Source organism: Nonomuraea sp. KM88 (assembly GCF_052245635.1).
Lineage (GTDB): Bacteria > Actinomycetota > Actinomycetes > Streptosporangiales > Streptosporangiaceae > Nonomuraea.
Map to the genome: position 1 here is coordinate 84,317 of NZ_JBQQCC010000024.1, position 19,563 is coordinate 103,879.

General features: G+C 69.5%; 19 protein-coding genes and 1 rRNA gene. 13 read left to right on the forward strand and 7 right to left on the reverse strand.

The features are described 5' to 3' along the window. Positions 1–50: 50 nt before the first annotated feature. Complete coding sequence (gene hisN / locus ACTWPV_RS43865) at positions 51–833, forward strand: histidinol-phosphatase (RefSeq protein ID WP_347624517.1); 783 nt, start codon at positions 51–53, stop codon at positions 831–833. On the opposite strand, the gene ACTWPV_RS43870 is transcribed toward hisN, so the two are convergent. Beyond that, complete coding sequence (locus ACTWPV_RS43870) at positions 823–2,529, reverse strand: right-handed parallel beta-helix repeat-containing protein (protein ID WP_443156315.1); 1,707 nt, start codon at positions 2,527–2,529, stop codon at positions 823–825. The two genes, hisN and ACTWPV_RS43870, sit on opposite strands and share 11 nt — an antisense overlap. Before the next feature lie 64 nt (positions 2,530–2,593). Here ACTWPV_RS43870 and ACTWPV_RS43875 point away from each other — a divergent pair, with 64 nt between their 5' ends. Beyond that, a complete protein-coding gene (locus ACTWPV_RS43875) occupies positions 2,594–3,436 on the forward strand; it encodes a TetR/AcrR family transcriptional regulator (RefSeq protein WP_347650470.1) in 843 nt (280 codons plus the stop codon). On the opposite strand, the gene ACTWPV_RS43880 is transcribed toward ACTWPV_RS43875, so the two are convergent. Further along, positions 3,433–4,269 carry a fructosamine kinase family protein gene (locus tag ACTWPV_RS43880; RefSeq protein ID WP_443156316.1) on the reverse strand — a complete coding sequence of 279 codons (837 nt, stop codon included), beginning with the start codon at positions 4,267–4,269 and terminating at the stop codon, positions 3,433–3,435. The two genes, ACTWPV_RS43875 and ACTWPV_RS43880, sit on opposite strands and share 4 nt — an antisense overlap. Beyond that, positions 4,256–4,741: a low molecular weight protein-tyrosine-phosphatase gene (locus ACTWPV_RS43885; RefSeq protein ID WP_347650468.1), complete on the reverse strand. Its 486-nt coding sequence runs from the start codon at positions 4,739–4,741 to the stop codon at positions 4,256–4,258. The genes ACTWPV_RS43880 and ACTWPV_RS43885 overlap by 14 nt, the downstream gene beginning before the upstream one ends. Before the next feature lie 120 nt (positions 4,742–4,861). On the opposite strand from ACTWPV_RS43885, the gene pstS reads away from it, so the two are divergent. The 5 genes from pstS to ACTWPV_RS43910 are packed head-to-tail and all read left to right on the forward strand — an operon-like array spanning position 4,862 to position 9,335. Continuing rightward, positions 4,862–5,959: a phosphate ABC transporter substrate-binding protein PstS gene (pstS, locus tag ACTWPV_RS43890; RefSeq protein ID WP_347650467.1), complete on the forward strand. Its 1,098-nt coding sequence runs from the start codon at positions 4,862–4,864 to the stop codon at positions 5,957–5,959. A 6-nt stretch (positions 5,960–5,965) separates the two neighbouring features. Then, positions 5,966–6,946, forward strand: a complete 981-nt coding sequence (pstC, locus tag ACTWPV_RS43895; RefSeq protein WP_347650466.1) for a phosphate ABC transporter permease subunit PstC — start codon at positions 5,966–5,968, stop codon at positions 6,944–6,946. Further along, the gene (pstA, locus tag ACTWPV_RS43900) at positions 6,943–7,818 is read left to right on the forward strand and encodes a phosphate ABC transporter permease PstA (RefSeq protein ID WP_347650465.1); all 876 of its coding nucleotides are present in this window, start codon (positions 6,943–6,945) and stop codon (positions 7,816–7,818) included. Before pstC ends, pstA begins: the two co-directional genes overlap by 4 nt. 15 nt (positions 7,819–7,833) lie before the next feature. Next, a complete protein-coding gene (pstB, locus tag ACTWPV_RS43905) occupies positions 7,834–8,610 on the forward strand; it encodes a phosphate ABC transporter ATP-binding protein PstB (protein ID WP_347650464.1) in 777 nt (258 codons plus the stop codon). Further along, complete coding sequence (locus ACTWPV_RS43910; protein ID WP_347650463.1) at positions 8,610–9,335, forward strand: winged helix-turn-helix transcriptional regulator; 726 nt, start codon at positions 8,610–8,612, stop codon at positions 9,333–9,335. Before pstB ends, ACTWPV_RS43910 begins: the two co-directional genes overlap by 1 nt. Here ACTWPV_RS43910 and ACTWPV_RS43915 read toward each other — a convergent pair. Then, entirely contained in the window at positions 9,304–10,245 is a 942-nt protein-coding gene (locus ACTWPV_RS43915) for a serine hydrolase (RefSeq protein ID WP_443156317.1), read from the reverse strand. The two genes, ACTWPV_RS43910 and ACTWPV_RS43915, sit on opposite strands and share 32 nt — an antisense overlap. A gap of 145 nt (positions 10,246–10,390) precedes the next feature. Then, entirely contained in the window at positions 10,391–11,545 is a 1,155-nt protein-coding gene (locus ACTWPV_RS43920; RefSeq protein ID WP_443156318.1) for an ROK family protein, read from the reverse strand. A gap of 243 nt (positions 11,546–11,788) precedes the next feature. On the opposite strand from ACTWPV_RS43920, the gene ACTWPV_RS43925 reads away from it, so the two are divergent. The 5 genes from ACTWPV_RS43925 (at position 11,789) to ACTWPV_RS43945 (ending at position 17,500) form a co-directional block, all read left to right on the forward strand. Further along, entirely contained in the window at positions 11,789–13,402 is a 1,614-nt protein-coding gene (locus ACTWPV_RS43925) for a beta-N-acetylhexosaminidase (RefSeq protein ID WP_443156319.1), read from the forward strand. Then, positions 13,399–15,321, forward strand: a complete 1,923-nt coding sequence (locus ACTWPV_RS43930; RefSeq protein WP_443156320.1) for an ABC transporter permease — start codon at positions 13,399–13,401, stop codon at positions 15,319–15,321. The genes ACTWPV_RS43925 and ACTWPV_RS43930 overlap by 4 nt, the downstream gene beginning before the upstream one ends. A 22-nt stretch (positions 15,322–15,343) precedes the next feature. Then, positions 15,344–16,606, forward strand: a complete 1,263-nt coding sequence (locus ACTWPV_RS43935; protein ID WP_443156321.1) for an extracellular solute-binding protein — start codon at positions 15,344–15,346, stop codon at positions 16,604–16,606. 418 nt (positions 16,607–17,024) lie between these two features. Beyond that, on the forward strand, positions 17,025–17,282 hold the full coding sequence (locus tag ACTWPV_RS43940) for a hypothetical protein (protein ID WP_443156322.1): 258 nt from the start codon (positions 17,025–17,027) through the stop codon (positions 17,280–17,282). Then, positions 17,231–17,500, forward strand: a complete 270-nt coding sequence (locus ACTWPV_RS43945; RefSeq protein WP_443156323.1) for a hypothetical protein — start codon at positions 17,231–17,233, stop codon at positions 17,498–17,500. Before ACTWPV_RS43940 ends, ACTWPV_RS43945 begins: the two co-directional genes overlap by 52 nt. A gap of 451 nt (positions 17,501–17,951) precedes the next feature. Here ACTWPV_RS43945 and ACTWPV_RS43950 read toward each other — a convergent pair whose 3' ends face one another. Further along, entirely contained in the window at positions 17,952–18,839 is an 888-nt protein-coding gene (locus ACTWPV_RS43950) for a phenylalanine 4-monooxygenase (RefSeq protein WP_443156324.1), read from the reverse strand. A gap of 127 nt (positions 18,840–18,966) precedes the next feature. Here ACTWPV_RS43950 and ACTWPV_RS43955 point away from each other — a divergent pair, with 127 nt between their 5' ends. Beyond that, positions 18,967–19,425, forward strand: coding sequence for an Lrp/AsnC family transcriptional regulator (locus ACTWPV_RS43955; RefSeq protein WP_443156325.1), 459 nt, complete (start codon positions 18,967–18,969; stop codon positions 19,423–19,425). A gap of 63 nt (positions 19,426–19,488) precedes the next feature. Here ACTWPV_RS43955 and rrf read toward each other — a convergent pair. Beyond that, a 5S ribosomal RNA gene (gene rrf, locus ACTWPV_RS43960) occupies positions 19,489–19,563 on the reverse strand; the annotation flags it as partial.

Below are 19,563 nucleotides of genomic sequence, written 5' to 3' on the forward strand. Positions count from 1 at the left end.
GACGTTGGTGACTGATGTTCGGTATACGACTCACGGTAGCGTGGGCGACCGTGCAGGGTTACAACGATGATCTTCGCCTCGCGCATGTCATGGCGGACGCCGCCGATGACCTGACCATGCGGCGGTTCAAGGCGGTCGATCTGAAGGTCGACACCAAGCCCGATCTGACGCCGGTCAGCGACGCCGACCGCGCCGTGGAGGAGGCCATCCGGGGCACGCTGCGCCGTGCCAGGCCGCGCGACGCGGTCGTGGGAGAGGAGTTCGGCAAGACCGGGTGGGGCGCCCGGTCGTGGATCATCGACCCCATCGACGGCACCAAGAACTACGTGCGGGGCGTGCCCGTGTGGGCGACCCTGATCGCGCTCATGGAGTACGGCGAGGTCGTCGTCGGCCTCGTGTCGGCCCCCGCCCTCGGCAGACGCTGGTGGGCGGCCGCCGGGGGCGGCGCGTGGACCGGCAAGAGCCTGACCAAGGCGTCCAGGATGACCGTGTCGTCGGTCTCGACCCTGGAGGACGCGTCGTTCTCCTACTCCAGCTTCGGCGGCTGGGAGAAGACGGGCCGGCTCGACAACTTCCTCGACCTCGGCCGCGCCTGCTGGCGTACGAGGGCGTACGGCGACTTCTGGTCCCACATGATGGTCGCGGAGGGTTCGGTGGACGTGTCCGCGGAGCCCGAGTTGTCGCCGTGGGACATGGCGGCGCTCACCGTGATCGTCGAGGAGGCCGGCGGCGTGTGGACCGACGTGGCGGGCGTGAAGGGTCTGGAGGGCGGCAGCCTCGTCTGCACGAACGGCACCCTCCACGACGAGGTCGTCCGCCGGCTCAACGCCTAGGACCGGCCTCGGACTGGATGCCGGCGGTTGCGGCGTTCAGCTCCCGTTCATCCTCGTACGTCACATTTCCGCCATACGTGACACCGCTGGGCGGATTGTCATGTCCCAGCGGATCCTGGTCCCAGAAGTTCCCCCGGTAGACCACGTTCTCCAGCGGCGGCCCCACCACGAGGACGGCCGTGTTGTCCGCCCGCAGGACGACGTTGCCCTCCACCGTCACCCACGAGGCCCCGTAGTCGGTGTAGAGCCCGAAGTTGTACGGCGTGTGCGTGTCCTTGATGACGTTTCCCTGGACGAGCGCCTGGTTGTCCGGGGAGTCGCCCTGCGGCCCCGACAGGTAGACGCCGCCCCCGTCGGCCAGCACCTCCATGGTGTCCGCCGCGAGGTTGCGCAGGATGCGGGCACCCTGCCCGGAACCCACGACGATCCCGCAGTGGGGCACGTGGGCCACCTCGTTGTGCGCGACCACGCAGTCGCGCGTGCCCGACACGGAGATGCCCGGCGCGCCGCTGAACTCGAGCCCGATGTGGTGCACGCGGTTGTCCTCGATCGAGGTGGCCTGGCTGCCGGAGACCTCGATGCCGGCGCCGGACAACGTGTCGAACGCGCAGCGGCGCACCGCGAGACCGGCGCCGCCGGTGACGCCCAGCCCGGAGGCGCCGAGCCGGGTGAACCGGCACCCCTCGATCGCCACGTTCTCGGTGGCGTCGAAGGTGACGCAGGCGGGGATCGTGACGGAAGCCGCGGGATACGTCACGGACGCCCCTTCCCCGATGACCGCCGTCTCGACGCCGCCGCCCTCGTAGTAGCCGGTGCCGTGGTAGTGCAGGAACCCCTCGGCCGCGCTCGGGCGCAGCCAGGTGGCCTCGGCGAACACCAGGCCCCAGAACGACACGTCCCGCGCTCCTGCGACGCTCACCAGGCGCTCCAGGACGGGTGCGACGACCCGCGTACGAGAGGGGTGCTCCCCGGGGCGGGGCAGGTACATCAGCACGTGCCGCCCCGGACGCGACCGGTCGAGCACGAAGGTGCCCGGCTCGGCCAGGAAGGCGGCGTCGTTCTCGATGCGGGTGGGCAGGCCGGGCCCGCTCGACGACTGACCCTCCCACGTCGAGTTGTACAGCTCTCCGGCCCATCCGAAGGCGGGCTGTGCCATGGTGATCACCGTCTCGTCGCCGTCGCCGGAGACTCCCGCGACCCCGCAGCGGGCCTCCGTCCAGGGGTAGACGCCACGGAAGACGAACTCGACGTCCGCGGGGCTGCGCCAGCCGAGCGGCTCGCCGCCGCCGGTGACGTAGCCGGTGGCGGTCACGCGGACCTCGCCGGGCAGCCCGGGGAGGGCGGCCCGCTCGGCCCTGCGCCCGTCGACGTAGAGCTGGCGGGTGTCGAGCTCGCCGACCTCGGCCACCCAGACGCCGTCGTGTTCCTGCCAACCCGTGATGACCCGGCCGCCGCTGATCACGGGCTCCTCCTGCTCGGGGGTGCCGTAGCCGTACGCCTGGAAGGTGATCCCCGAGTCGGCACCGGTGAGCTCGAGCGGCCGCGCGAGCGTGTGCACGCCACCCTTAAGGTGTACGACGGCGTCGCCGCCGGCCTCGCGGGCCGCGGCCCTGGCGCGGTCGAGGGTGGCGAAGGGGCGCTCTGCCGATCCGGGCCAGGAGTCGTCGCCGGAGGGCGCGACATGGAACTGGAACATCTGAACCACCTTTGCTGTTTATGCCGTACACGAAGTAGTACACCATAAACGAGGGAGGGCGCACATGGCGAGGGGCAGGGCCGACGACCCCGACCACGGTGTCGAGCTGCTGTGGCGGGCCGGCGACCGCGAGCCGAGGCAGGGCCTCAGCCTGCCCAGAATCGTGCGCGCCGCCGTCGAGCTCGCCGACGAGGAAGGCCTGGCGGGCCTGTCGATGCGGAAGGTCGCCGACCGGCTCGGCTTCACGACCATGTCGCTCTACCGCCACGTGCCCGGCCGCGGCCAGCTCGTCGACCTGATGCTCGACGAGGTTCTCGGCGAGCACCCGCAGCCCATGGAGGCGGGCGGCTGGCGGGCCCGGCTGGAGGCCGTGGCCAGGCACGCGTGGGAAATCCGCAAGCGGCACCCGTGGCTGGCCGAGGTGCGCGGCAGCCGCCACGTCCCCGGTCCCAACGCCGTCGCCCACTACGACTACATGCTGAGCACGCTCGCCGGCACGGCGCTGCGCCCCTCGGAGGTCATCGCGGTCGTGGGCATGGTCGGCCGGTTCGTCGACGCCGAGGCCCTCGTCCTGGTCGAGACCCGGCGGGAGGAGCGGCGCAGCGGGGTGTCGGAGGAGGAGTGGTGGGGCTCGCGCGACTCGCTCTACGAACGCCTCGACCGCTATCCGACGCTCTCCCACCTGTGGACCGCGGGCGGCTGGGACCACCCCGAGGACTCCTTCGACTTCGGCCTGCGCCGCCTGCTCGACGGCGTCGAGGTTCTCGTCCGGAAGCGTGATGAAATGCGTGATGGAATGTGTACGGAATGCGGCGGCCCGCTGGAGCCGGCCCCGTCCGGCCGCCCCCGCGTCTACTGCTCACGCGCCTGCCAACAGCGCGCCTACCGCAGACGCAGGAGCGGTTAGAGCGCCAGCACCCGCCGCGCCGCGTCCATCAGGGCGTCCCGGTAGCCGCCCCCGAAGAGCACCACGTGCACGAGCAGCGGATGCAGCTGGTGCAGCGGCACCCGATCCCGCCACCCCTCCGCGAGCGGCCACTCCTCCCGGTAGGCCCCCAGCACCCGGTCGAGGTACGGCAGCCCGAACAGGTCGAGCATGGCCAGATCGGTCTCCCTGTGCCCGCCATGGGCGGCCGGATCGACCAGCACCCCCGACCCGCCCGACCACAACACGTTCCCGCTCCACAGGTCACCGTGGATGCGCGCGGGCGGCCCGGCCGGCCCAGCCACCTCGGCGAACCGGTCCACCGCCCGCTCGACCAGGCGGACGTCCCGCGCCGGCAGCCGGGCCCGCCGCAGGAACGGCAGCACCCGCCGCGAGGCGTAGAACGACGGCCAGTCGGCCGCGGGGGTGTTGTCCATCGGCAACTCGGCGATGAATCCCGGCCACGGCGCCCCGAAATTGTCCGCGCCCTCGCGGTGCAGCCGGGCCAGCTCACGCCCGAACCGCTCGGCCGCCGCGGCGCCGGGCGGCTCCTGTCGCACCCATGACAACACGAGCCGGTCCGGCCCGGCCTCGATCACCTCGGGCACCGCGATCGCCTCGCCCAGCCAGCGCAGCCCGGCGGCCTCGGAGGTGAACACCTCGGAGCGGCGCCGTCCGTCCTGGCCGCCCTGGCCGCCCGCCACGGAAGCCTCGGAGATCGGGCCGCTCTTCACGAACACCTCGCGCCCGTCGTCCAGCACGCCCCGCTGGAGCCGCCAGCCGTGCGACGAGCCGAGGTCCTCAGCCAGTCTCATCGCCGAGCTCATCGGCGATGTGCTTGGCCACGCCCTCGGATGCCGCCTTGACCAGCGCGAGCACCTCCTCGAACCCCTCGGTGCCCCCGTAGTACGGATCGGGCACCTCGGCACCCTCCGGCGCGGCGGGGTCAAAGGAACGGAACAACCGCACCTCCACCTCGTACGGCGCCATCCGCCGCAAAGTGGACAGGTTGTCCCGATCCATGGCCAGAACCAGGTCATAACGGGCGAACCAGTCGCCCGCGAACTGCCGCGCCCGGTGCACCGAGCCGTCGTACCCGTGCCGCGCCAGGAGGTCGAGTGCCCGCTCATCCATGGGATCCCCCACGTGCCACTCGCCGGTCCCGGCGCTGTCGACGGTGACCCGGTCCCCCAGCCCGCGACCGGCGAGCGTCTGGCGGAGCACCACCTCCGCCATCGGAGAGCGGCAGATGTTCCCCATGCACACGAGGCATACGCGATACGTCATAGCTCCCATCATGAGGGTGACCTGGTGCGTTCACCGAACGTTCACCCTTGCTAGGGGTCCGAGTCACCTTCGCTGCATAGCTTCATGGCGACTAAGGACCAAGTGGGAGGAAACCCAACCGTGAAGTATGCAGGCCGGCTCGCCGCCGTCGCCTTCGTCGGCGCGCTCTCGCTCGCTGCGTGCGGCACAGACAACAACACCGGGGCCACCGGCACCACCGCCGCCACCGAGGCCGCGGCTGACAGCGGTCTGAGCGGCACGATCAACGCCGCGGGCTCCTCTGCCCAGGCCAACGCGATCGACCAGTGGAAGAAGGAGTTCCAGGCCAAGAACTCCGGGGTGAGCATCAACTACCAGCCCAGCGGGTCCGGTGCCGGCATCCAGGCGTTCATCCAGGGCACGGTCGCGCTCGCGGGTTCCGACTCGGCCCTGAAGGACGACGAGCCCGCCAAGGCCGACGCCCGCTGCAAGACCGGCAAGGCCGTCAACATCCCCATGGTGACCGGCCCCGTCGCGGTCGTGTACAACCTGCCCGGCGTCGAGGGCCTGCAGCTGTCGCCCAAGACGCTCGGCGGCATCTTCAACAGCAAGATCACCAAGTGGGACGACCCGGCCATCAAGGCCGACAACCCCAATGCCACGCTCCCCTCCACGCCGATCCAGGCCTTCCACCGGGCCGACGAGTCGGGCACGAGCGACAACTTCACCAAGTTCCTCGAGGCCACCGCCGACTGGCCGTACGAGGCCGCCAAGGCCTGGCCCGCCGAGGCCAAGGGCCAGGGCGCCAAGGGCTCCGACGGCATCGCCTCCTCGGTCAAGGACACCGAGGGCGCGATCAGCTACGTCGAGATGTCGTACGCCGACAACTCCCAGCTCCAGAAGGCCAAGGTCGCCAACGGCTCCGGCGAGTTCGTCGAGCTGACCCCGGAGAGCGCGGCCAAGACCGTCGAGACCGCCGAGATCAAGGGCACCGGCAACGACCTCGCCCTGTCGATCGACTACGCCACCAAGACGCCGGGCGCCTACCCGATCGTGCTGGTGACGTACGAGATCACCTGCGAGAAGGGCCTGCCGGCCGAGGAGTCGAAGCTGGTCAAGTCGTTCCTCACCTACACCGCCAGCGACGAGGGCCAGGCGGCGCTGAAGGACCTGGGCTACGCCCCGCTGTCCGGCGAACTGCTCACCAAGGTCCGCTCCACTGTCGAGGCGATCTCCTAAGAGCTGATGACCACCAGAACGGAAATCCGTGAGGGCGGACCGGCCACGAGCCGGTCCGCCTCGCGGCGCAGCCATGGTGAAGCGCCCTTCCGCTTCCTGTCCACCGGGGCCGGCGTCCTCCTGCTGGGGATCATGGCGGCCATCGCCGTCTTCCTCATCGGGGAGGCCATCCCCGCGCTTCGGGCCGACAAGGGCAACTTCCTCACCGAGCTGACCTGGGACCCGAACAGCAGCCAGGTGTTCGGCATCGGCGCGCTGGCGTTCGGCACCGTGCTCAGCTCGGCACTCGCACTCGTCATCGCCATGCCCATCGCGGTGGGCGTGGCGCTGTTCATCTCCCACTACGCGCCGCGCCGCCTGGCCGGCCTGCTCGGTTACCTGATCGACCTGCTCGCCGCGGTGCCCAGCGTGATCTACGGCCTGTGGGGCGTGGCCTTCCTGGTGCCGCTGCTCAGGGAGCCGTCGCAGTGGCTGAACGAGCACTTCGGCTGGTTCCCGCTGTTCGCCGGCGAGGGCGCGATCGGCGGCAAGACCATGCTCGCCGGCGGCATCGTGCTCGCGATCATGATCCTGCCGATCATCGCGGCCATCTCGCGCGAGGTGTTCCTGCAGGTCCCGAGGATGAACGAGGAGGCCGCGCTGGCCCTCGGCGCCACCCGCTGGGAGATGATCCGCATGGCGGTGCTGCCGTTCGGCCGCCCCGGCGTGATCAGCGCCGCGATGCTCGGGCTGGGCCGGGCCATGGGCGAGACCATCGCGGTCGCGCTGATCTTCCCGGCGACGTTCGGCATCAGCTTCCAGATCCTCACTCCGCAGGGCAACAGCATCGCCGCCAACATCGCCAACGGGTTCGGCGAGGCCGGCGACATCGGCCGTGGCGCGCTGATCGCCTCAGGCCTGGTGCTGTTCGTCATCACCCTGCTCGTGAACATGGCCGCCCGCATGATCATCAACCGGCGCAAAGAGCTCATGAAGGCCGACACATGACCACCATCCAGCACATCTCGACCGGCCGCCGGCTCAAGGACCGCATCGTCCAGGTGCTGGTCTATCTGGCGTTCGCGCTGGCCGTGGTGCCGCTCGTGTCCGTGCTCTGGCTGGTGGTCTCCAACGGCCTGGCGCGCTTCGACATGACGTTCCTCACCCACTCGATGCGCGGAATCGGCGCGCGCGACGTGGGCGGCGGCGCCTACCACGCCATCATCGGCACCCTGGAACAGGTCCTGCTCGCCTCGCTCATCTCCGTCCCCATCGGGTTGCTCACCGCGATCTACCTGGTCGAGTACGGCAACGGCGGCCGGCTGAGCCGGGCCATCAGCTTCTTCGTCGACGTCATGACCGGCATCCCCTCGGTGGTCGCCGGCCTGTTCGTGCTGGCGTTCTGGATCCTGTTCCTGGGCATGCCCTACTCCGGCTTCGCCGGCGCCATGGCGCTGTCGATCCTCATGATGCCGACCGTGGTCAGGTCCGCCGAGGAGATGCTGCGGCTGGTGCCCGGCGACCTCCGTGAGGCTTCGTACGCGCTGGGCGTGGCCAAGTGGCGCACGATCCTCAAGGTCGTGCTGCCGACCGCGTTCACCGGCATCGTGACGGGCGTCATGCTGGCCGTGGCCAGGGTCGCGGGCGAGACGGCGCCGCTGCTCCTGACGGTGTTCTTCACCGACTCCATCAACAACGACCCGTTCAACGGGCCGCAGATGGGCCTGCCCCTCTACGTCTTCGACCAGGCGGCACGTCCCAACGACACCGCCATCGACCGGGCGTGGACCGGCGCCCTCACGCTCATCCTGATCGTCATGCTGCTCAACCTGGTGGCGCGTCTGATCGCCTGGTGGCGTTCACCCGCCAGGCGCCGATAGGGGGTAACCGCAGATATGTCCAAGCAGATCCAGGTCTCGGGCCTCGACGCGTACTACGGGTCGCACAAGGCGATCGAAGACGTGTCGATGACCATCGAGCCGCGCTCGATCACCGCGTTCATCGGCCCGTCCGGGTGCGGCAAGTCGACGTTCCTGCGCACGCTCAACCGCATGCACGAGGTGATCCCCGGCGCTCGGGTCGAGGGCAAGGTCCTGCTCGACGGCGACGACCTGTACAGCAGCAACGTCGAACCCGTCTCCGTACGCCGGATGATCGGCATGGTCTTCCAGCGCCCCAACCCGTTCCCCACGATGTCGATCTACGACAACGTCGCCGCCGGCCTCCGCCTCAACGGCCGCGTCAGCAAGGCGCACCTCGACGACACCGTGGAGGAGTCGCTGAAGGGCGCCAACCTCTGGAACGAGGTCAAGGACCGCCTCAGCAAACCCGGCGCCGGCCTGTCCGGCGGGCAGCAGCAGCGGCTCTGCATCGCGCGGGCCATCGCGGTCAAACCACAGGTGCTGCTGATGGACGAGCCGTGCTCGGCGCTCGACCCCATCTCGACGCTGGCCATCGAAGACCTCATGGCCAAGCTGAAGGACGAGTACACGATCGTCATCGTCACCCACAACATGCAGCAGGCCGCCCGGGTCAGCGACAGGACCGCCTTCTTCAACCTGGCCGAGCAGGGCAAGCCCGGCAAGGTCATCGAGATGGACGAGACGTCCCGCATGTTCACCAATCCGTCCCAGAAGGCCACCGAGGACTACATCACGGGACGCTTCGGTTGATGAACCGACAGCAGACGGCATCCACGATGAACGGGGACACGAGGACCAAACCCGTACTGCTCATCGCCGACCCTGACGGCGCCGTCGTGGACGCCCTGGCGGCCGCCCTCGAACGTGAGGGCGTGGCCGTCACGGGCGCGCCTGACGGCGCCCAGGGGCTGCTGCAGGCCGGTGCCCTGCAGCCTGACGTGGTGCTCGTCTCGGCCACGCTGCCGGTCATCGACGCCGTGGACTTCGTTCGCGCCGTACGCCTCGCGCGGGCCGTACCGGTGCTGCTCGGCGTCGGCGAGGGGCACGCCGAGCAGGCCGTACGCGCGCTCGCGGCCGGGGCGGCCGCCTGCGTGGCCAGACCCTACCGGGTGCCCGAACTGCTGCCGTTCATCCAGGCCGCCTCCCCCGATTCGCACAAGGTGCTGGCGGTGGGTGGGGTCGAGCTGGACGTACAGGCCTACCAGGTGCGCGTGGCCGGACGCACCGTGCACCTGCCGCTGCGGGAGTTCGAGCTGCTGCAGTATCTGATGCGCAACGCCGACCGTACGGTCACCCGCGAGCAGATCATGCGTCACGTGTGGAACGCCGCGGCGTCCACGTCGACCAACACGATCGCAGTGCACGTCAAACGCCTGCGTGCGCGCCTGGGTGACGAGGACGACCAGCTCATCCAGACCGTACGCGGCGTGGGCTACCGCCTCGTCACTCCGAGCATCTCCGGAAATCCCGCATGATGCGCTCGGTGACGCCTTCGACGGTCGCGATGCCGTGCCACACCTCCGGGCTCCCCTCGGTGAGCACGGCAACGGCGTAGTCGCGGCCGTCACCCCTGATCAGCCCCACGCTGATCGTGGCCCAGCGCTTGGTCGACACGCGCCTGAGCCACCCGTTCTTCAGCGCCGCGCGCTCACCCTCGCACGTCGCGGCGCTGATCCCCCAGGCCTGGCCGTCGACGACCCGGCCCATAAGGTCGAGCACCTGCTTCCGGTCCTTGGCCCTGAGCGGGCTCTTGCCGGACACCAGTGCCTGCATGAGGCGGATCTGGTCCGCAACGGACGTTCGGGTGATTCCCCAGCAATAGAGGTCGAGGCAGTCCCCCGGAACTCCCTGCGTGTGTTTCAGCCCCAGCTTCTCTCCCGCCCTGGTGAACCCGGGCGCTCCGCCGATGCGCAGCCAGAGGCGGTCGGCGGCGTGGTTGTCGCTGTAGCGGATCATCAGTTCGGCGTCGTGCCTGACGGCCGCGGGGAGCTTCGTCCAGGAGGTGTCGAGCAGGAGCGCCATGAGGATCTGGACCTTGGCGGTGCTCGCCGTGATCAGCCGCTCGCCGGGACGGTAGCGGTAGACCCGCCCGGTCTCCAGCTCCTTGACCATGGCCGTGACCGGTCCCGGACGGCCCCGCAGATAACGGTCGAGACGTTCGGTGATCTCCTTGGCCGGAATCGGCGGCAGCGCCTCCTCGCGCGCGCTCCGCTCGAACCTTCCCCGCGCTTCCCGGTGCACCTCGGAGGACGTGGTCACGTCCAGCACGGCCGGCAGGGCGGCGTGCATCCTCGCGGGCACGGGCCGGGGCATCGGGACCAGCGGCAGGAGCAGGGCGAGAATGATGACCAGTCGTGGTATCGCTCTCACACCAAGCGCGATCATCCGAGCATTATCACGACATATCACAACACGCCGCTAGACCTGCTACGAGCGGGTCGCGCGCCGGGAACAGGACGGCACCTGAGCCCGGCTACTGGTCCGGCTGGCCGAAGACTCCGCCCAGGAGGCCCGTGCCGGAGATCCGTGGTCAGCGCGAGGTGGGCAGGGGGACGTCCGGGGTGAAGTGCAGGTCGTCGATGTGGGCGACGGCGTAGTCGATGGCGCCCATGACCACGCACTCGTCCCCCAGCGTCGAGGCGCGCAGCTCCGGCGGGCGGATGCAGGCGCGCTCCAGGCGTTCGCGCAACCTGGGCAGCAGGACGTCGGCCGAGCGGGAGAAGCCGCCGCCGAGCACGACGACCTGCGGGTCGAGCAGCAGGACCATCGCGCTGGTGCCCACGGCCAGGTCGTCCACGTACCGTTCGACCGCCGCGAGCGCCACCGGGTCGCCGGCGCGGGCGGCGGCCAGGGTGAAGCCGGCGGCGTCCGCCGGAGAGGTGTCCTCGGGGATGACCGGGCAGTTCTGCAGGTGCTCCGAGGCGTCGAACAGTTGCGCCTGCGGCAGCATCGCGATCTCCCCGGCCGCGGCGCCGAAGCCGCGGTGGACCTTGCCGTCGATGATGACCGCCGCTCCCATCCGCCGGCCGACGTGCAGGAACACCACGTCGCTCGCGTCCCGCGCGGCGCCGCGCACGGCCTCGGACTTGGCGGCCAGGCGGCTGTCGTTCTCGACGAGGACCTCGCAGGGGAACATCCCGCGCAGGTGCCCGGCCAGGTCGAGCCCGGTCCAGGCGGGGATCGCGGCGCAGTAGCGGATGCGTCCCTCGGGGGTGACCACGCCGATGGTGCCCGCCGCGACGATCCACACGTCGTCGATCGTCTTGCCGCCCAGCGCCAGGCAGCTCGCGACCGTCCGCTCGATGGCGGCCAGCCGCTCGTCCAGGGGGGTGTCCGGCTGTACGGGCTGGCGGGTCTCGGCGAGGATCTCGCCGTTCAGGTCGGACAGGGCGGCGCGGATGTTGTGGCCGCCTATGTCGAGCCCCACAAGGTGACCGCTCGTCGCACGGAAGCGGTAGCGGCGGGCGGGCCGGCCGATCGTGCCCTGGGCGGGCGGGGTCTCCTCGACCCAACCGAGCCGCATGAGCTCGTCCACGACCTCCTTCGTGGAGGGACGCGACAGGCCGGTGCGCTCGGCCAGGGCCGACAGCGTCAGAGGGCCGGCGCCGCGCAGCGTTCCGATCGCGGCCAGGGCATTGAGCTGCCTGAGCCGTGACAGGTCGCCGCCGCGGAGTGTGGCTGCCATCGTCCGTCCTAACGCAGGTTTCCTGTGCAAGTCGCTTCATTATGCCAGCAGCCGAGTGCGCAAAGATGACCAGGATCGCAAGATCTGCGCAGGAATGAGCATTGACCCGCAATCTGGGCTGGTGCTAATAATGAAAGGCTCCTTCGTAAATATGTGAGAGGTGGAGCCGATGCCGTTCGTGCACGTGGGGAAGGCGGGAAGCGCCCGCGTCCCGGCGCTGGTCCGTTCCGAGGGGACCGGTCGATGATCGTCCCCAAGCCCTTGCGGTACGAGCCGCGTCCCGGCCGTTTCGTCATCGACAGGGAGACCGCGCTTACCGCCGACCCGGTGCTCGGCCCGGTCGCGGCGTGGCTGCGCGGTGAACTCGCCCCGGTGACCGGAGGCGAGCTGCTGCCGTCGAGCGGCCCGGGGCCGGCGATCAGGCTCGCTCTCGGCGACGGCCTGCCGCCGGAAGGCTACCGGCTCACCGTCGACCCTGGCGGGGTCACGCTCGACGGCGGATCGGCGGCCGGGGCCTTCTACGGGGCGCAGACCCTGCGCCAGCTCCTGCCGCCCCACGCCTTGCGCAGGTCAGGGACGGGCGAGGCGCTGGAGCTGCCCGCCGTGCACGTGGCCGACGAGCCCCGCTTCGCCTGGCGCGGCGCCATCCTCGACGTGGCCCGGCATTTCATGACCAAGGCAGACGTGCTGCGCTTCATCGACCTGATGGCCCTGCACAAGCTGAACGTCCTGCACCTGCACCTGACCGACGACCAGGGCTGGCGCATCGAGATCAAGCGCTACCCGCGCCTGACCGAGATCGGCTCCTGGCGCGAGGAGAGCCAGGTCGGCTGGATGGGCGAGATGGACGGCCGGCCGCACGGCGGCTTCTACACCCAGGACGACCTCAGGGAGATCGTCGCCTACGCCGCGCGCCGCCACATCTCGGTCGTGCCCGAGATCGACCTGCCCGGCCACACCCAGTCGGCCATCGCCGCTTACCCGGAGCTGGGCAACGTGGACACCCCGCTGGGCGTGGGCACCACGTGGGGGGTCGGCTCCAACGTGCTGAACGTCGAGGACGCCACGATCACGTTCTTCAAGAACGTCTTCGACGAGGTGCTGGAGCTGTTCCCCAGCCCGTACGTGTGCGTCGGCGGGGACGAGTGCCCCAAGGACCAGTGGCGGGCCAGCCCGTCGGCCCAGCGCCGGATCGCCGAGCTGGGGCTGCGCGACGAGGACGAGCTGCAGAGCTGGTTCATCCACCAGTTCGACGCCTACCTGGCCGAGCGCGGCCGGCGCCTGGTCGGCTGGGACGAGATCCTGGAGGGCGGGCTCGCGCCGGGCGCGGTGGTGGCCGCCTGGCGCGCCGACGTGGGCGCGGTGGCCGCCGCCCGGGCCGGTCACGACGTCATCAACTGCTCCAACACCGCCGTCTACCTCGACTACCGGCAGAGCCCGCTGGAGGACGAGCCGCTGCCGTTCAGGACCGTGCTCACTCTTGAGGACGTCTACGCCTTCGAGCCGGTCCCCGCCGAGCTGCGCGGAGACCCGGCCGCGGGACGTGTCCTGGGCGCCCAGTGCGGGATCTGGACCGAGCTGATCGACTCCACCCGCCACGCCGACTACATGGCATTCCCCCGGCTGGCGGCCTTCGCGGAGACCGTCTGGTCGGGGCCCGAGCGGGACCTGGCCGACTTCCGCCGCCGCCTGGAGGCGCACCTGCCGCGCCTGGACGCGATCGGGGTCGAGTACCGGCGCGAGTCCGGCCCGCTGCCCTGGCAGCGTCGACCGGGGGTGCCCGGCAGGCCGGAGGAGCCCGCGGAGTGGCAGGCGACGCTGGACTCCTGGACCGCCAATCTCAGAAACCCCCGATGAGCACCCGGACGGCGGGTCCCCGCGCGGGCTCCGGCGCGGCCCTCGGACTGGCGGGCCGGGCCGCGGACCTGTGGCGGCGCACCGTGCCATGGCGCTGGCTGACGCCGAGCACGGTGCTCATCGCGGGGGTGATCGGATTCCCCGCCCTCTACATGGTCTGGATGTCCTTCCTCGACATCAGCAGGATCGGGCTGGTCACGGGGATGGCAGGGCTGGACAACTACGCCCGCCTGCTCGGCGAGGACGCCCTCAGCCTCGTCGTCGGCAACACGCTGCTGTGGCTGGTGATCGTCGTTGGGCTGACCATGCTGCTCTCGCTCGCGCTGGCGCAGTTCCTGGCCAAGGACTTCTTCGGCCGCAAGTTCGTCCGGCTCGCGCTGGTGGTGCCGTGGGCGACCTCGCTGGTGATGACGGCGACCGTGTGGCGCTTCATCTACGAGGGCGGCAACGGCCTGCTCAACCGGATGCTGATGGACCTGTCGATCATCTCCGCGCCCGTCGACTGGTACAAGGATCCGGCCACGGCGCTGTACTCGGTGATGGCCGTGGGCATCATCACCTCGATGCCGTTCACCACGTACGTGCTGTTGTCCGGGTTGCAGACGGTGCCGCACGACGTGCTGGAGGCCGCGCGGATCGACGGCGCGAGCGCGTGGGCGACCTGGCGACGGGTGACGCTGCCGATCCTGCGGCCGTCGATCATGATCGCTCTCGTCCTCAACATGCTGCACGTCTTCAACGCGTTCACCGTCATCTGGGTGATCATGGGCAAGACGGCCGGCAACCACGCCGACACGACCGTGACGTGGCTGTACAAGATCGCGTTCACCGCGCAGCTCGACGCCGGTGAGGCGGCGGCGCTCGGCGTACTCAACGTCGCCTTCCTGCTGCTGCTCATCCTGGCCTTCGTGCTGGTGCTGCGGCCGCACCGCAATCCCTCGGCGAGCAGCGAGCCCTCCGCTCCGTCGCCCGCCGTCCCGGAGCCTGCGCCGGTCGCGAGCCAGGTGGGTCCGCCCGCCGGGCTCCCCAGGAGCCCCGAGCCGGGGCGGCGGAGCGGACGGCCGGCGGCGCTCGCGCGGGCGGGGCGCGGGTGGCGGCGGATCCGTCCCGTCGTGCTCCCGTTGATCGGGTTCGCGGTGGCGCTGTTCTTCATCGCGCCCTACGCCGCGATGTTGTTCGGCTCGCTCAAGACCGACGCCGAACTGTTCGCCGTGCCGGCGAACTACCTGCCCGAGACCTGGGCGTGGTCCAACTACGCGGACGTGTGGCGGCGCATCCCGCTGGCGGACTTCTTCCGCGTCAGCCTGACGATCGCGCTGGCCTCCACGGCACTGGTGCTGGTCCTCGCCGCACCGGCGGCGTACGTGCTGGCCCGCATGAGGTTCAGGGGACGCACCGCGTTCCTCAGCGTGATCCTGGTGACGCAGATGTTCCCCGCCGTCGCGCTGCTCATCGGGCTGTACCGGCAGGCGGTGTTCGTCGACGGGATCAACAGCTACGGCGTGATCATCGCCATCAACTCTGCCTTCAACCTCGCCTTCGCCGTGTGGATCCTGCACGCCCACTTCAGCGCGATCCCCGTCGAGATCGACGAGGCCGCCATGATGGACGGTCTCGGCAAGTTCTGGATCATGCTTCGCATGATCCTCCCGCTGGCCGCGCCCGGCCTCGTCACCGTGATGATCTTCACCTTCATCCAGGTGTGGAACGAGTTCGTCATCGCCCTGACGCTCTTCAACGACCCGGCCGGCGGGCGTGTGCCCCTCACGGTCGGCGTCCAGCAGTTCATCGGCCTGTACGAGACCAACTACCAGTATCTCTTCGCCGCGGCGCTGATGGCCATCGTGCCGGCGGTGATCCTGTTCGCGTTCATCGAGAAGCATCTGGTGAGCGGCCTGACCGCGGGCAGCACCAAGTGACAACGAGAAAGATCGGTGTGAGATGACCTCCAGAACCAGACCACGGCTCGGCGCTCTGGTCGCGCTCGCAGGTCTCGTGCTCGTGCTGGCCGGGTGCGGCGGCGGGCCGGGTGGCGCGGACGGCGGCTCCGGCGGCCAAAATTCCATCAAGCTGGTCGTCGCCCAGTACACCGAGGGCACCCGCCCCTACTGGGACAAGCTGATCGCCTCCTTCGAGGCGGCGCACCCGGGCAAGAACGTCGACCTGCAAGTGATCGACTGGGGAAACCTGCAGAGCCAGGTGAACACCATGGTGCAGACCAAGCAGTTCCCCGACATCCTGAACATCAACCTCTTCGCCGACTACGCGGAGGCCGGACTGCTGTACCGCGCCGAGGAGGTGGTCTCCAAGGAGGTTCTGTCGGACTTCCTGCCGTCCTTCGCCGAGAACGCCTCCTTCGACGGCGTCCAGTACGGCCTGCCGTTCGTCGCGACCGTCAACGGCCTGTACTACAACAAGAAGATCCTCAAGGAAGCCGGTCTCGACGAGCCCCCGGCCACGTGGGAGGAGTTCCGTGCTGCGGTCAAGACGATCAAGGCGCTACCCGGCGGCTACGTGCCGTATGCGATGGCGCTCGGCGCCGAGGCCGGCGACTACGAGTTCGGCACCTGGATGCGGGCCAACGGCGGCGACTGGCGTACCGGTGACCGGTGGACCGTCAACGACGAGCGCGCCGTCGAGACCCTGCAGTTCCTCAAGTCGCTGACCCAGGACGGCTACACCCAGCCGAACCCCGGCCAGACCAACCGCCCCGACGGCACCTGGCCGCTGTTCGCCCAGGGCAAGGCGGCCATGGTGTACGCCTCCTTCGGCACCCGCGCCTTCCTCGACCAGGTGGAGAAGTCGGGCGTCGACTACGGCACCGCGATGCATCCCACCAACCACGGCGCCGAGCCGGCCACCCACGGCATCCAGGACTACCTGATGGCCTTCAAGAAGGACGGCAACCAGCAGCTCGTCCGCGAGTTCCTCGACTACTTCTACCAGGCCGACAACTACGCCGAATACCTGAAGGTCGAGGGCCTGCTGCCGACCACGTCGTCCGCCTCGGCGATCATGCGCGAGGACCCGAAGGTCAGCCCCATCGTCGACATGGTGGCCAAGGCGCGCTTCGACCCGACCTCGCAGCCGGTGTGGGCCGAGCTGCGCGGCACGGTGGCCGCCGAACTGGGCACCGCCGTCGGCCCCAGCGGCGACCCTCGTGCGGTGCTCGACAAGTTCCAGCAGATCGTCGAGCCCTCATGAGCCGTTTCGCCCGCTGATGGTAGGTATTCGCACTCGATATCCGCACCGCCAGGGCTGGACGCCGCACCAGGCCCGCTCGGGTCCGTGCCTGGTGAGCTCGCCTCGCCCCGCGCCGGAGGGGGGAACAGGCAGCGATGACGCCCAGCGTTTGAACCGCTCATAGCAGGTCTCCAAGGAGCGTACCGCTCGAGGACGTCCCGCCGGTCCGCGACCGCCACAGGATAGTGTTGATCACTTCCCGGCGGTCCAGCCAGGGACATCCCCGCCCGGGCCACCTCGCAACCCGTTGGCGGCATGGGTGCGGGTTCCGCCCACACGACCGACGAGTTACGCCTCGCCGCGTCGTCTGCCTGTAGGGAACGTCCCCATCCGCGGCCTGTGGGAGGCCGGGGACGGGACGGCAGGGAGCGTGCACACCATGGACCAGGAGGACGTCAGCGCCACCCTGACCGTCGCCGTGCCCGCCGCGAGGGTGTTCGCGGTGCTGGCGGACCCGGCGAGCCATGCCGCGATCGACGGCACCGGCTGGGTTCACGAAGCCGTCAACCAGGCGCCGCTCGCCGAGGTGGGGCAGATCTTCCGGATGGACATGCATCACGCCGACCATCGAATGGTGACTACCAGGTGGTCAACAAGGTCCAGGTGCTCGACCCGCCGCGCGCCATCGGCTGGCTGACGGGCCATGACAAGGGCGACGGTCAACTGGAGTTCGGCGGCTGGATCTGGCGGTACGACCTCACGCCGCTCGGTCCGTCCAAGACCGAGGTCACGCTCACCTACGACTGGTCGGCGGTGCCCGACTCCTCCCGGGCATACCTCCAGTTCCCGCCGTTCGGCCCCGACCATCTCGCCAACTCGCTGCACCACCTGGCCGAGCTCGTCTCCGACAGGTGACCGGCGAGCGACCACCCGCACCGGCGACCTTTACCACCCGCACCGGATGCGACGACCAGCACCGGCGACCTTTGCCGCCCGCACCGGATGGCTCGGACCGGCGATGACCACCGGCACCTGAGACCCCGGACGCAGGCGACACCCTCTGGCTCCCACCCCACTCTGAACGACGCCCCGTGGTCGTGCCCGACCGGTGCGGGCCACCGGTTCACCCATGACGACATCTCGCCGGCGGGAGACGTTGATCGCTGCACTCCGGCAGGACACGGCCCAGCCGTGCACTTCGACCGAGGCCGGACGGGCTGCCCCTCCGGGCACCGTCCGCCACGCCGAACGCGCACCCCCGGCCCCGCAACACCAGCATCGATTGACGTCGCGCCGCCAGCAACGGAGCGAGGTCAACCATCGAAGCCTGACCACCACCCCAACCCGTGATCATTCGGTCAGAGCGCTAGACGCGAGCGGCGACCAGCTTCGCGATGGAATCGTCGTCACACGTGTCCCAGAAGTCCCCGACGACGTCTTCCAAGTGCTGGACCGACTCGGCCCGGAACAAGACATCCTGATATTTCGTGATGTCGTAATGCGTGGTGCCCATGGCGGACAGGTCCAGCGGCCTGATGTCCATCCCGCGGAACTCCTCGATCTCCCCGTACGACGACAAGATGCCCGCCCCGTACGCCTTGAGCTCGCCGGTCTCCTGCATGACCCCGAACTCCATGGTGAACCAGAACACCTTCGACACGAACTCCAGCGCCTCCTCCCCCTCGACGCGCCGTGCGGCCTGGCCCGCCAGGCGGTAGAGGGCGGCGTACCGGGGGTGAGCGAGCGCATTGGCATGCCCGATCACCTCGTGGATGACGTCGGGCTCCGGCGTGTAGAAGGGCACGGAGTGATGCCGGATGTACTGCGTCGAGTGGAAGAACCCGTCCGCGAGCACTCCGTAGAAATCCCGTAGCGGCACCAGGCCGGCCGCCGGCAGATAGCGGAAACCGGTCAGCGGCTCCAGGAGCTGGGACACCTCTTCCAGTTGCGGGATCCTCTCCTGAGGCAGCCCCAGCCTGGCGGCGCCGTCGAGATATTCCGCCGTGGCGTACTTGGCGTGTTTGATCCCCAGTTCCCTGGTGACGGTCGCCCACACCCCGTGCTCCTGCTCGGTGTATTCGGCGATCGGGATGGGCGTGCCCGGCTGATAGTTGACCGCCAATCCCGCGATGGCGTTGCGCCGCGACCGATACACCGGATCCGCGAACCCCGGATGCGAGGCGGACAACTCAACCACCACGGAGCCGTCCGCCTGAGCCGCGACTGGGGCGAAGTACTGCGCTTCCTCGAACATGCCCCACATGACAACAAGTCCCGCTTTCACTGGCAAGAGCGACCAACTTGACTGGGCGATACGCTAGTTCTCGCATGCCAGAACACGCATTTCCTGGACGAATCGCACAGCCGCGGAGGATGCCCTCGTGGACGATCTAGACGCCCGCCTGCTCGTGACCATGCGAGCCCACCCTCGCGTCGGCCTGACCGAACTCGCCCGCCTGCTCGGGGTGGCCAGGGGCACGGTCCAGGCCAGGGTCGAAAAGCTGACCGCCAGAGGCGTCATCGAGGACTTCGGCCCCACCGTCTCACCGGCCGACGCCGGCTATCCGATCCTGGCGTTCGTCTGGCTGCAGATCGCGCAGGGGCGCCTGGAGGAGGCGGTGGAAGCGCTGCGCGCCGTACCGCACATCCTGGAGGTGCACGGGACGAGCGGGCAACACGACCTGCTGTGCCGGGTCGTCGCCAGAACCACGGAACACCTGCAGGAAATCATCGCCCACATCCTGACGTCCCCCGCGGTGCAACGCACGGACTCCACCATCGCCCTGTCCACCCAGATTCCCCACCGGATCGAACCGCTCCTGGCAGACGCCGTCACCTGACGGAAAACACAAAAAAGAGGGGGTCCCGACGCGCTTGGCGTCGGAACCCCCTCCACAAAGATTGTCCGGCGGTGACCTACTCTCCCACACCCTCCCGAGTGCAGTACCATCGGCGCAGAGAAGCTTAACTTCCGGGTT